The sequence below is a fragment of the Mycobacterium sp. genome, from assembly GCF_049585075.1.
Classification (GTDB): Bacteria; Actinomycetota; Actinomycetes; order Mycobacteriales; family Mycobacteriaceae; genus Mycobacterium.
The window spans coordinates 1-11,432 of sequence record NZ_JBAUZA010000139.1; the positions used below are offsets into that span (position 1 = coordinate 1).

An 11,432-nucleotide genomic window follows, 5' to 3' on the forward strand; every position below is an offset into this window, starting at 1 on the left:
ACCCGGTCGCCGAGCTTCAGCGACATCGTGATGTCCCGCAACGCCTCGATGACTACCACATTGGAGTCGTTGCGCCCGATCGTGCCGCCCAGGAAGGTCTTCTTCAGCGAGCGCGATTTGGCGTCGAAGATGGGGAACTCCACCCACGCATCACGCGTCTCGATGTATGGACCAGCTTGCGTCACCGGTTGTCGCCTAGAGGTATTGCCCGGTGCCGTGGCCACCGGGGCCGCCGGACCTGCCGACCCCCGGGGGTAGCGCGCCCTGGCGCATCTGCTCGAGCTGCGCGCGGGCGGCCATCTGCTGGGCGAACAGCGCGGTCTGGATTCCGTGGAACAGACCTTCCAGCCAGCCGACGAGCTGCGCCTGGGCGATGCGCAGTTCGGAATCCGACGGGACGGCGCCCTCGGTGAACGGCAGAGTGAGCCGGTCGAGTTCCTCACGCAGTTCGGGGGCCAGCCCTTCTTCGAGTTCGCGGATGCTGGTGGCGTGGATCTCGCGCAACCGGTTGCGGCTGGCGTCGTCGAGCGGCGCGGCGCGCACCTCCTCGAGCAGCTGTTTGATCATCGTGCCGATCCGCATCACCTTGGCCGGCTGCTCGACTAAGTCGGTCAGTGACCGGTCATCGGAATCGTCATCTTGCGCGGCCGCCAACATGCGCGGGTCCAGGCCACCGATGATTTCGATGTCGTCGTCGTCGTTGCCGTTACTCAATCCAGTCACTCTCCTTGCCGCTCACGCTTTGGGTAGTGGGGCGCGCTGTGGGCCCAGCCACTCGTAGATCCAGGCACCACCGTTGTCGTAGATCTTCTCCCACGACGTCGATTTGTCTATTGACACTAGCCCGTCGGGCACCTTGAACCCGCGAACCGTTGGAGCGCTGGTCAAGATGTAGCGAATATTGAGCGCCCGCACTGCCTCGGCTACCCGCGGATCGTGATCGTGATCGGCAGCGGACCAAAAAATGAACCGGTTGTAGCCCGGGCCGGTTTGCTGGGGGAAGTCGTAGTGGGTCCACAGCGGGTGCAGGTCGGCCACCGCGTACATCCAGGCGGTGCCGTCGACATTCGAGTCGCCGATCAGCGTGGTCCGGGCACCCGGCAGCGTGGCCAGGAACGCCATCGCGTCGAGGTCCTTTTGATTGATGATCACCGAGTCGTATTTGTCGCCGAACAGCACCAGGTGTCGATACAAGTAGTGGCGAGCGGTCAGCACTGTGCTGGCCATCAGCAAGACCACCGTGGCCGACATCCACACCGGCGCGGGCAGTCGCACGAGGCGTTTGGCCAAGGCGACCACTGCCAGGACGATGGCGAACACCGCGATCCCCGCCCATGGCGTGACGAGCATGGTGACCACGGCCGTCAGCCGTCGTGGATCGTTGTAGAAGAACTGACTGAACCCTTCGATGGCAGCGCCGAGCGGGTTGTGAAACGGCGCCCCCGAGTAGATCGTCGCGACCGTCAGCACCGCCCAAACCGCCGGTGGCCACCAGATTCGCTTGTACAGCAGGATCACCATGCCGATCGCGCTCAACACGATCAGGGCGTATTGGATTGGGAAATCGTTGAGGTGACGGGTGTGCAGCAGCAGCGCATCGATGACGCCTTGCTTGACGCTCTTGAAGCTGGGGAACGCGTGCCCGGCGATGATGTCGGCCTGGTGCGCCACCCCGATGAACTGTGGCGCCAGGATCAGCGCCGTCGGCGCCGCCACCATCGCCAGGATCAGCAGGTCGCCCCGCCGTCCGCGCACCGGATGCCAGCACGCGTCGAACAGCCACCAGGCCAACAGGAACAAGATGACGACGAACCCGCCGGTTAGGTGTACCGACAGCACACCCACCAAAGCCAGCACCGCGGCCGGGATACGGTCGCGGTTCCGCAGCGTCGAGGTGATCAAGGCAAACGTCGGGATCGCGACCCCGTAGGCCGACAGGTTGGGCATCGCGGCGACGCCGAACTCGACGTAGGGCACCGAGGTGAACGACGCCGACATCGCCGCCGACGTGGCGGTCGCGCCGGCGACGAGCCATTGGCTGCTGATGGGCCTGAGCAGAAACCAGGTGAGCGTCGCGGCGCTGGATGGAAACAGCCAAACCGAGGCCGCCACCGAGCTCACGGTGTAGCCGGTCGTCGGTGCCGATCCGGTGAGCTGACAGAACACCGCGGTCAGCGCGTGAAACACCGACGGGTAGTACAGAGGTTGGTGGGTTTCGACGTTGCGCAGCTCGCCCATGTGGGTGGACGACGCCTGGCCGGTGTCAAGGATGAAGCGCACCTCGTTCGCATGCCACATCGCATCCCAGGTACTGGGGATGGACTGCCAATGCGTGATGCCGCGATAGGCCGCCCACATGATCAGCAAGCCACCCAGCAGCACGCCCGCGGCGACGGTCAGCGCGGGCCAGCCGCTGATCGCTGGGGTTGCGGCCTCGGTGTCGCGGTAGCGGGCCATCAGCGGCTGCAAACCCGTCATCAGCAGGCACACCGCGGCCAGCGCGATCAGCGCTGTCCAACCGTTCCAAGGGATTCCGAGCGCGCCGAACGGGATGATCGCCAGAGCCACCACACCGTAAGTCAGCGCCGGGCCAACCGCGATGGCGACCGGCCAAGTTAGCTGGGTGATTCGTGCGACGATTGCCCCCGGCGCGATCAGCAAAAACAATCCGATCAGCGTTCCGATCCACAGCCCCACTGGACTAGTATGGCTGGCCGGGTGACCTGGCTCGGCAGGGCGGGGACGCATCTGGGCGCCTCGCTACCGTCACGGTTTGGCTTATTGCGCATAGCTCTAAGGTGGCTGGCATGGCATACGACGTCGCCCGGGTGCGGGGATTACACCCGTCGCTCGGGGACGGTTGGGTGCACTTCGACGCGCCGTCGGGGATGCTGATCCCCGACTCGGTGGCGACCACCGTCTCGACTGCGTTCCGTGGATCATTCCCCAGCACCACCGGCCCGCATCCGGCGGCCAAGCGCAGCGCCGCCGTGCTGGAAGCGGCTCGCCAGGCCGCCGCAGACTTGGTCAACGCCGACCCGCGCGCAGTAGTGCTGGGCGCCGATCGCGCGGTGTTGCTGTCATCGTTAGCCGACGCGTCGTCGACCCGCGCCGGTCTCGGCTACGAGATGGTCGTCACCCGGCTGGACGACGAAGCGAACATCGCGCCGTGGCTGCGCGCAGCAAACCGGTTCGGCGCCAAGGTGAAATGGGCTGAGGTCGACATCGAGACCGGCGAGCTGCCGCCGTGGCAGTGGGAGAGCCTGATCGGGCAGTCGACACGTCTGGCCGCGGTGACGTCGGCGTCGGGGACGCTGGGCACCATCACCGATCTGCGTCCGGTGACCAAGCTGATTCATGACGTCGGCGGGGTTGTTGTCGTCGACCATTCCGCCGCCGCGCCGTACCGTCTGGTCGACATTTCCGAAATCGACGCCGACGTAGTGGCCGTCAACGCCGCCGGGTGGGGCGGTCCGCCGATCGGGGCGTTGGTGTTCCGCGACCCGGCGATGATCAACACCTTCGCTTCGGTGTCGACGAACCCGCACGCCACCGGATCGGGGCGTCTGGAAGTCGGGGTGCACCAATTCGGTCTGCTGGCCGGGTTCGTCGCGAGTATCGAATACCTTGCGTCACTGGACGAGTCGGCGCGCGGCACGCGACGCGAAAGACTCGCGACCTCAATGCAGTCGGCGATGTCCTACATGGACAGGATCTTCGAATACCTGATGAGCTCACTGCGTTCGCTGCCGTTGGTGGTGGTGATCGCCCGGCCCGAGGCCCGGATACCCGTGGTCAGTTTCGCCGTCAACGAGGTGCCGGCCGAACGGGTGGTGCAACGGTTGGCCGACAACGGAATTCTGGCGATCTCCAACGCGAGCTCGCGAGTGCTCGACGTGATCGGTGTCAACGACGTCGGCGGAGCGGTGACCGTCGGGCTGTCGCACTACTCGACGATGGCCGAGGTCGACCAGCTGGTGCGCGCCCTGGCATCTTTGGGCTAAAAACCACGGCGTCGAGTGGCCACTTATTGGGCGTTATTGCCGTTTTTGCGTGTCATAACTGGCCACTCGGCTGCCATCGTTAAACCGTCAGCACAATCTTTCCGGTCACCTGACCCGACGACAACAGTCGATGAGCCTCGCCGGCCTGCTGGATCGGTATGTGCGCGCCGATGACCGGCCGGACCCGGCCGTCGGCGATCATCGGCCAGACCGAGGTCGTCACCGCCTCGACGATCGCGCTCTTGCCGCTGGGACCGGTTACCGGCCGACCGCGCAGGGCGGTCCCGATCACGCGTAACCGTTTGCCGACCAGCTTGCCCAGGTTGAGTTCGCCTTTGACGCCACCTTGCATCCCGATCACGATCAGCTGACCGTCGCTGGCCAGTGCGTCGAGGTTGCGGTCCAAATACGCCGCGCCCATGATGTCCAGGATCACGTCGGCGCCGGCGCCGTCGGTCGCCTCATGCACCTTCGCGACGAAGTCCTCGTCGTGGTAGGCGATCGTGATTTCGGCGCCCAGGTCGCGGCACAGTTCGAGCTTGGGCGCGGATCCCGCGGTGACCGCCACCCGGGCACCCAATACCCGGGCGATCTGGATGGCATGGGTTCCCACCCCGCTGGCGCCGCCGTGGATCAGGAGCAGCTGGTCTTTGCTCAGATGAGCCGTCAACACCAGATTCGACCAGACCGTGCACGCCACTTCCGGTAACCCGGCGGCGTCGCGCAGGTCGACGCCGGGCGGAATCGGCATTAGCTGACCGGCGGGAACAGCGACGTATTCGGCGTAGCCGCCCCCCGCCAGCAATGCGCATACCTCTTGCCCGGGCGACCAGTTGCTGACCTCCTCACCAAGTGCCTCGACGACGCCGGAGACCTCCATGCCGAGCAACTCGCTGGCGCCCGGTGGCGGCGGGTAGTGGCCGGCGGCCTGCAACAGGTCGGCCCGGTTGACGCCGGCGGCGCGGACTTTGACGAGCACCTCGCCGTGGCCCGGCGCGGCATTGGGGACTTGTTGCCACAGGAGTTGATCGGCGGATTCAGCGACGATGGCATGCATGTTCGACACGCTACTACCTGCGGATTCCGACTGCTCCAAAGGCTTTTTCAAAAGCCCTGTGTCGCATAGCATGACGTAATGGCGGCCCTGATTGCCGGCCGGACAGCCAGTGTGATGCCCGGGCTGGATATCGCCGAGCAGAAGTCGTGGCAGAACTTCTTGGACTCCACCCTGCGTTTGTACGCCACGCTCAACCGTCAACTCACCGATGCGCATCAGTTGTCGCTGTTCGATGTGCGGGTGCTGGACATCTTGGACAACGCGCCTTCCGGCTGTGCCCGGATGGGCGATCTGGCCGAGGCGCTGCCGTCGCTGCCGAGCCGGCTGACCCGTCAGATCCGCCGCCTGGAGATGCAGGGCTTGGTGCGCCGGGAGGCCAGCCCGGATGACCGGCGCGGGGTCGTCGCGGCCATCACCGACGAAGGCCGGACGGCGGCCAGGCAGGCCATGGTGACCTATGCCCAAAGTGTGCGAACCTATTTCCTCGGCCAGCTGTCACGTTCGCAGATCGCCGCGATGGGGGAGAACTGCCGACGGATCAGCGTTGCGCTGAAATGTTCCGATGGGGCTTCGAAGACCTGACACCGTTACCCTTGTCGGCGGTGGCGTGGCAGAGCGGCCTAATGCACTCGCCTTGAAAGCGAGAGACGGCTAAAACCGTCCGGGGGTTCAAATCCCTCCGCCACCGCTTTTTGCGCTACTTGACCAAAGTGAACTGTCCGACGTTGGTGATGTCGCGGCGGAAGAAATCCGCGCATCCGGTCAGATAACGCAGGTAACGCTCGTAGACGGTCTCTGACGTGATGTCGATCGCCTCGTCGCGCCGGGCCACTAGGTTGGCCGCCCACATGTCCAGCGTGCGCGCGTAGTGCGGCCGCAGCAGGTGAACCCGCTCGACGCCGAAACCGGCCGCGGTCGCGAACTGCACCACGTCGTCATCCGCGGGCAACTCGCCACCGGGGAAGATCTCCTGCCCGATGAACCGCATGAACCGCAGATCGTTCATCGTGATCTTGATCCCGTGCGGCGCGAAGTAGCTTTGCGGATGTCCCAGGATGGTGTGCAGCAGCATCCGGCCGTCCGCGGGCAGCACGCGATACGCCGTTTCGAAGAACGCGGGGTAGCGCTGCTTCGTGAACGCTTCGAAAGCTCCGATGCTCACGATGCGGTCCACCGGGGTGTCGAACTCCTCCCAGCCCTGCAGCCGCACCTCGACCGATCGTGACGTCGACACCTTGGCCAGGCGCTCGGTCGCGTACTGGTGCTGGTTGCGGCTCAGCGTGATGCCGATGACGTTGACGTCGTATTTCTGCAACGCCAGCTCCAACGCACCGCCCCACCCGCATCCGACGTCGAGCAACGTCATACCGGGCTCGAGGTTCAGCTTGCCCAGCGCCAGGTCGAATTTCGCGACCTGCGCCTCGTCGAGAGACATGTCGTCGCGATCGAAATAAGCGCAGGTGTAGCCCATCGTCGGACCCAAAAACAACGCGAAAAAATCGTCGGATACGTCGTAGATCGACTGAGACGTTTCGTAATCCGGTGTCAAATTGCTGGTTTCACGCGACATCGACAAGCTACCCATCTGTTTACAGTCCCCGAATCAGAGCCAAACGTGCGTGGGACATGCTAGACGAGTGCCGACTAATGACGTAATCGCGACCGATCTGTGTCTATTGGGCGCGCGGTATCTCGGCCGCGATGCGATCCACCAGCGCGGTGTAACGCCTGACTTCTGGGTCTCGGCCCGGTTTGCCGCTGCTCACCACACCCGCCGCCAGCCTGCGCTCGGGATCGGCCCAGATCGCGATGTTGACCAACCCGAGGTGACCGAAGGCCGCAGGCGCGTTGCGGCCGAAGGGGCCAAACCTATTCGTGCCTAGCTGGAAGCCCGTGCCCCAGCGGGCTGGGGCCAGGCCGGTCGCGAAATCCGGTCGTAGACGGCGGCATTCGCGCACCGCGGCATGCAGCGTTTCCGGGCGCATCACCTGGACACCGTCGAGTTCGCCTCCGCGACGCCATATTTCGGCAAACCGGGACATCTCGTCGGCGGTGGATACCGTGTTGGACGACGGCACCACGGTGGTGAGAAACATCGGTGTGTTGGTGAGCGGGATGATCTGGTGCATCGTTCCGCCGATCGCCCTGCGAAAGGCCGCCGCGATCGGGGCGGGTAGTTGCCTGCCGGTGGCGTGGCTAGGCGCAACCATGGAGAGATCCTGTTCTGCGACACCGAAATTGGTCCAGCGAAAGCCCAGCGGGTCGAGGATTTCGGTGGCCAGTATCTCACGGATGTCTTTGCCGGTGGCGGCATAAATGATCTCGCGCATCAGCGGGCCCCACGTCAACGCGTGGTAGATATGTATCCGCCCCGGCCGATACAGCGGCCGCAGCTTGGCGAGCTGCTCCTGCGCGTATTCGTGGTCGTCCGCCCGTTTGAGGTCTGGCTTCGGTCCGGTGGCAAAAGGAACTCCGGCGCTGTGCGTCATCACGTGCCGGATCGTGGTGCGGTCCTTGCCGTGGCTGGTGTAGGTGGGCAAGTACTCGCAAACCCGATCGTCGAGGGAGAAGGCCCCGCGTTCGACAAGCATGTGCGCGACGGTCGCCGTGATCGCTTTGGCCGATGAGTAAGTGCAGAACGGCGTGTCCGTCTTCACCGGGATCTTCTCGGCATCCGGTGAGTCGGTGGGCGCGTTGCCCCAGCCATGGCCGATCGCGCGGTTGAGCACGACCTTGCCGTTGTGGCGCAGGCACACCTGGATTGCCGGGTGCATCCCCGCCTCATACCAGTGCCGGGCGGCCTGCCAGATCCGTTCGACGGCCGCGGGGTCGATCTCGCAGTGGTCTTCGTCGCCGACCGCGGTGACGGCGTCCAGGTCGGCCGGGACGCGGATCCTGCCCTGCGAGTCACCCTGGTCGGTCATGCATGCGAGGGTACGTGCAGGCACGGCCGGCCTGGCCGTGAGTCACATTAGCCTCAGCAGTCTCCGCAGGTGAGGGTGCAGTGGCTCTGCGTTTCGCGGCGTATGCGATATCACCACCAACCTCTGATATCGCATACGGCTTCTTCTGCAAAACCGGTTGGCCCCCAGCTGACGGGGACTGCTGTGCCGATGAGCCAGAAGCGGTCAGGCTCGGTCGCCCTCCGTGTCGTCGAAGAATCGCCAGTCGCCGTCGACCTCGACTTCCATCCGCCAGCCGAGTTCGGAGTTGTCGGCCTTGGCGTCTACGAACCACGCGTGCGCGTCGGCGGCGCTCTCGATGTCCTTGGTGTCGACGACGTCGCCGTGCGGGTTGATTACTCGGTAGGTAGCCATACCCGAGAGTTACCCCTTGCGCTCATGCGCAATCGTGTTATTCCCCGGTGAACTGTGGCGGACGCTTGGCGAACGTCGCCGAGATGCCCTCGGACAGATCCTTGGACGGCAGGAACGCGGCATTCCACGCGGCCACGTAGCGCAAACTCGCCGATACCGCCGAAACCCGTTGCTGGTCAAGGACATCCTTGATGCCTCGGACAGTCAGCGGCGGGTTGGCGGCGATCTCGGCGGCGGTGGCGTGCGCGGCCTGCAGGGTGGCGTCGGCGTCGGCGAACACGTCGTTGACCAAGCCGATCTTTTCGGCACGGGCCGCGTCGATGTCCTTGCCGGTGAGCGCCAGTTCGCGCAGGTGGCCGTCGGAAAGGATCAGCGGCAGCCGGGCCAGGCTGCCCACGTCGGCGACGATCGCCAGCTTGACCTCGCGCACCGAAAACTTCGCGTCGGCGCTCGCGAAGCGAATGTCGACCGCGGAGATCAAGTCGACACCGCCGCCGACACACCAGCCGTGCACGGACGCGATCGTCGGGGTGCGGCAGTCGGCGACGGCGCTGATTGTATTTTGCATGCGCAGCACGTCGGCGTGGAAGTCGGTGCGCGGACCCGCCAACGCGCCGTCGGCCAGCACCGGGGCCAGCGTCCCGCCCATCGCCGGCAGGTCCAGGCCGTAGCTGAAGTTGCGGCCAGACCCGGTGATGACGATGGCCCGCACATCGGGGTCGGCGTCCAGCTCAGCGAACAGCCCCGGTAGTTCCGACCAGAACGCCGGCCCCATCGCGTTGCCCTTGCCGGGTCCGATCAACGTCACCTGCGCGACGTGATCTTTGGTTTCGACAGTGACGGATTCGTACGGCTGGCCCATGTCGAGACCGTACCGTTGACGGCATGTCTCCTGACCTGCGGCCCGGACCCGACTCTCCACCCACCGATGAGCTGGCCAGCGCAGAAGCGGCGCTGGGCGTCCTGCAACACGTGCTGCATCCGATCTCGCGCGACGAGCTGTCGAAATCCACCCCATGCTCGGAATACGACGTGATGCAGCTGACCGACCACCTGATGAACTCCATCACCGTGCTCGGTGGCGCGGCGGGCGCGGAACTGCCGGAGCGCGACACCGGCGACTCGGTGGAGGGCCAGGTTATCGCCGCGGCCCGGCCCGCGCTGGACGCGTGGCACCACCGCGGCCTCGGCGACAACGTGGCTTTGGGACCCAATGAGGTGCCTGCCACGTTCGCGGTCGGCATCTTGTCGCTCGAATTCCTGGTCCACGCTTGGGATTACGCGGCCGCGACCAAACACCCGATCGAGGTCGCCGAGCCGCTGGCCGACTATGTGCTGGGGCTATCCAAGAAAGTCATCTCGCCGCAGACACGCGCGACGGTGGGCTTCGACGATCCGGTCGCGGTACCCGACGACGCATCCGCCCTCGACCAGCTGATCGCCTTTACCGGCCGCGATCCGGGCCTGGCCCGGGGCTAGACCCGTTCCAGATAGAAGTAGAAGTATCTGCCGTCATCGACGACGCCTTTGCCGTTCATGATGCCCATCACCGCGTCGTCATCGATCGTCTTGAAGTGATCGTGGACGGGTTGGCCGTCGTAGACCATCGTCGCGGTGACTTCGCCGCGAAACTCCTCCAGCCACAGGCTGGCTTCGCCCTTTCCCATCTTGACGTTGGAGAACCGGTTCCCGTCTTCGTCAAGACACACCAACGGCTTCACATCGGTCGGCGAGTTGAAAGTCTTGCCGAACCAGCGCGACTTCTCGAGTTGACCGTTCATCCGGTGGCCGGTGACGAACTCGCCGCCCTTCCACTCGCCGAGCATGCCGTCGATGGTGGCCGGCTGCAGGCTCGCCCAGTAGTCGTCGAGCTCGGCGTCGGTGAAATCGCCGGAGCGCTCCTTGAACTCGGTGAACTTCTTGCGGGCCAAGGCATCACTCATCACGATCTCCTTTGATCTAGATCCAGCCAGTTGCGAAGTGCAGTAGGGCGTCGTTTTCCTCCGGGGCGCCGATGGTGACCCGGACGCCTTCGGTGCCATACGGGCGGACCACAATCCGGGCGTCGGCCGCCTGTTCCACGAAGTCAAGGGTGCGCATCTGCAGTGGCAGCCAAATGAAGTTCGCCTGCGACGCCGGCACGGTATACCCGGCGCCGCGCAGCGTTTCGCTGACCCGGGTGCGTTCGGCGACCACTGCGTCGGTGCGGGCGAGCAGTTCGTCGGCGGCTTCCAGCGAGGCGATCGCGGCGGCCTGCGAAACGTTGGTCGTGGTGAACGGAACCGCAACCTTGTTCAGGGCCGTGATCACTTCTGGATCTCCGACCGCATAGCCCACCCGTAGGCCGGCGAGTCCGTAGGCCTTCGAAAACGTCCGCAGCACAACAACATTGCTGTACGAGCGAACCAACGCGAGGGTGTCGGGCGCCATGTTGTCGCGGATGTATTCGACGTAGGCTTCGTCGATCGCGATCAAGATGTCCGACGGCACTGCTTCGACGAACGAGAGCAGCGCCTGAGGGTCGACCACCGTCGACGTCGGGTTGTTCGGGTTGCACACGAAGATCAGCCGGGTGCGGTCGGTGACCGCCGCGAGCATCGCGTACAGGTCGAAAGTCTCGTCGCGCAGCGGCACCTCGATCGGGACGGCGCCGGCGACCCGCACCTGCAACGGGTACATCTCGAAGCTGCGCCAGCCGTAGAGCACCTCGTCGCCCACGGACGCGGTGGCCTGGATGAGCCGCTGGCATAGATTCACCGAGCCGCCGCCGACGGCGATGTGCTCCGGGGCGAAGCTCGCGCTGGTGTCGGTGTTCAGATGCTGCGCGAGCCGTGACTTCAACTCCGCGTTGTGGTTGTCCGGATACCGGTTGACCATGCTCATCGCCCGGTCGATGGCCGCCTGCACGCCGGGCAACGGACCGTGGACCGTCTCGTTGCTGGCCAGCTTGATCGCACCCGTCACCGTCTTGCCCTCGACGTAGGCTGGCAGCTCAGCCAATTCGGGGCGCAGGCGAGCGGTCATTTCGACAGCATATGTCCGACCTGTGTACGC

12 protein-coding genes, 1 tRNA gene and 1 pseudogene are annotated in these 11,432 nt (G+C 65.1%); 4 read left to right on the forward strand and 10 right to left on the reverse strand.

Going from position 1 to position 11,432, the window contains the following annotated elements; translation table 11 throughout:
• The 3 genes and pseudogenes from WB785_RS06565 to WB785_RS06575 form a co-directional block, all read right to left on the reverse strand.
• Window positions 1–185 (reverse strand): annotated as a pseudogene (locus WB785_RS06565) (ABC transporter ATP-binding protein); the annotation flags it as partial.
• 10 nt (window positions 186–195) lie between these two features.
• Window positions 196–657: a bacterial proteasome activator family protein gene (locus WB785_RS06570; protein ID WP_424077981.1), complete on the reverse strand. Its 462-nt coding sequence runs from the start codon at window positions 655–657 to the stop codon at window positions 196–198.
• Window positions 658–735: 78 nt separating this feature from the next.
• Window positions 736–2,697, reverse strand: a complete 1,962-nt coding sequence (locus tag WB785_RS06575) for a DUF6541 family protein (RefSeq protein WP_424077969.1) — start codon at window positions 2,695–2,697, stop codon at window positions 736–738.
• Window positions 2,698–2,807: 110 nt separating this feature from the next.
• Here WB785_RS06575 and WB785_RS06580 point away from each other — a divergent pair, with 110 nt between their 5' ends.
• Window positions 2,808–4,004 carry a cysteine desulfurase-like protein gene (locus tag WB785_RS06580; protein ID WP_424077970.1) on the forward strand — a complete coding sequence of 399 codons (1,197 nt, stop codon included), beginning with the start codon at window positions 2,808–2,810 and terminating at the stop codon, window positions 4,002–4,004.
• 79 nt (window positions 4,005–4,083) lie between these two features.
• Here the strand turns inward: WB785_RS06580 and WB785_RS06585 are convergent, their stop codons facing one another.
• Window positions 4,084–5,061, reverse strand: coding sequence for an NAD(P)H-quinone oxidoreductase (locus WB785_RS06585; RefSeq protein ID WP_424077971.1), 978 nt, complete (start codon window positions 5,059–5,061; stop codon window positions 4,084–4,086).
• 78 nt (window positions 5,062–5,139) lie between these two features.
• Here WB785_RS06585 and WB785_RS06590 point away from each other — a divergent pair, with 78 nt between their 5' ends.
• Together WB785_RS06590 and WB785_RS06595 are read left to right on the forward strand one after the other, a co-directional pair.
• Window positions 5,140–5,643, forward strand: coding sequence for a MarR family winged helix-turn-helix transcriptional regulator (locus WB785_RS06590; protein ID WP_424077973.1), 504 nt, complete (start codon window positions 5,140–5,142; stop codon window positions 5,641–5,643).
• Window positions 5,644–5,662: 19 nt separating this feature from the next.
• Window positions 5,663–5,749 (forward strand) — tRNA-Ser (locus WB785_RS06595).
• Between the two features lie 9 nt (window positions 5,750–5,758).
• Here WB785_RS06595 and WB785_RS06600 read toward each other — a convergent pair.
• From WB785_RS06600 to WB785_RS06615, 4 genes are all read right to left on the reverse strand, one after another.
• Window positions 5,759–6,631: a cyclopropane mycolic acid synthase family methyltransferase gene (locus WB785_RS06600; RefSeq protein WP_424077983.1), complete on the reverse strand. Its 873-nt coding sequence runs from the start codon at window positions 6,629–6,631 to the stop codon at window positions 5,759–5,761.
• A gap of 103 nt (window positions 6,632–6,734) precedes the next feature.
• The gene (gene lipE, locus WB785_RS06605) at window positions 6,735–7,985 is read right to left on the reverse strand and encodes a lipase LipE (protein WP_424077974.1); all 1,251 of its coding nucleotides are present in this window, start codon (window positions 7,983–7,985) and stop codon (window positions 6,735–6,737) included.
• A gap of 204 nt (window positions 7,986–8,189) precedes the next feature.
• Entirely contained in the window at window positions 8,190–8,378 is a 189-nt protein-coding gene (locus WB785_RS06610) for a hypothetical protein (protein WP_424077975.1), read from the reverse strand.
• Window positions 8,379–8,415: 37 nt separating this feature from the next.
• Window positions 8,416–9,240, reverse strand: a complete 825-nt coding sequence (locus tag WB785_RS06615) for a crotonase/enoyl-CoA hydratase family protein (RefSeq protein WP_424077976.1) — start codon at window positions 9,238–9,240, stop codon at window positions 8,416–8,418.
• 23 nt (window positions 9,241–9,263) lie between these two features.
• On the opposite strand from WB785_RS06615, the gene WB785_RS06620 reads away from it, so the two are divergent.
• Complete coding sequence (locus WB785_RS06620; RefSeq protein ID WP_424077977.1) at window positions 9,264–9,857, forward strand: TIGR03086 family metal-binding protein; 594 nt, start codon at window positions 9,264–9,266, stop codon at window positions 9,855–9,857.
• On the opposite strand, the gene WB785_RS06625 is transcribed toward WB785_RS06620, so the two are convergent.
• Window positions 9,854–10,321, reverse strand: a complete 468-nt coding sequence (locus WB785_RS06625; RefSeq protein ID WP_424077978.1) for a DUF4334 domain-containing protein — start codon at window positions 10,319–10,321, stop codon at window positions 9,854–9,856. The two genes, WB785_RS06620 and WB785_RS06625, sit on opposite strands and share 4 nt — an antisense overlap.
• A 16-nt stretch (window positions 10,322–10,337) precedes the next feature.
• Complete coding sequence (gene hisC / locus WB785_RS06630; RefSeq protein WP_424077980.1) at window positions 10,338–11,402, reverse strand: histidinol-phosphate transaminase; 1,065 nt, start codon at window positions 11,400–11,402, stop codon at window positions 10,338–10,340.
• Window positions 11,403–11,432 lie beyond the last annotated feature (30 nt).

Bases quoted from the DNA above. Each gene is read 5' to 3' on its own strand.
- WB785_RS06620 (WP_424077977.1), top strand. From the start codon at position 9,264: ATGTCTCCTGACCTGCGGCCCGGACCCGACTCTCCACCCACCGATGAG.
- hisC (WP_424077980.1), bottom strand. From the start codon at position 11,402: ATGACCGCTCGCCTGCGCCCCGAATTGGCTGAGCTGCCAGCCTACGTC.
- WB785_RS06625 (WP_424077978.1), bottom strand. From the start codon at position 10,321: ATGAGTGATGCCTTGGCCCGCAAGAAGTTCACCGAGTTCAAGGAGCGC.
- WB785_RS06580 (WP_424077970.1), top strand. From the start codon at position 2,808: ATGGCATACGACGTCGCCCGGGTGCGGGGATTACACCCGTCGCTCGGG.
- WB785_RS06590 (WP_424077973.1), top strand. From the start codon at position 5,140: ATGGCGGCCCTGATTGCCGGCCGGACAGCCAGTGTGATGCCCGGGCTG.
- WB785_RS06585 (WP_424077971.1), bottom strand. From the start codon at position 5,061: ATGCATGCCATCGTCGCTGAATCCGCCGATCAACTCCTGTGGCAACAA.
- lipE (WP_424077974.1), bottom strand. From the start codon at position 7,985: ATGACCGACCAGGGTGACTCGCAGGGCAGGATCCGCGTCCCGGCCGAC.
- WB785_RS06610 (WP_424077975.1), bottom strand. From the start codon at position 8,378: ATGGCTACCTACCGAGTAATCAACCCGCACGGCGACGTCGTCGACACC.
- WB785_RS06615 (WP_424077976.1), bottom strand. From the start codon at position 9,240: ATGGGCCAGCCGTACGAATCCGTCACTGTCGAAACCAAAGATCACGTC.
- WB785_RS06570 (WP_424077981.1), bottom strand. From the start codon at position 657: ATGTTGGCGGCCGCGCAAGATGACGATTCCGATGACCGGTCACTGACC.
- WB785_RS06600 (WP_424077983.1), bottom strand. From the start codon at position 6,631: ATGTCGCGTGAAACCAGCAATTTGACACCGGATTACGAAACGTCTCAG.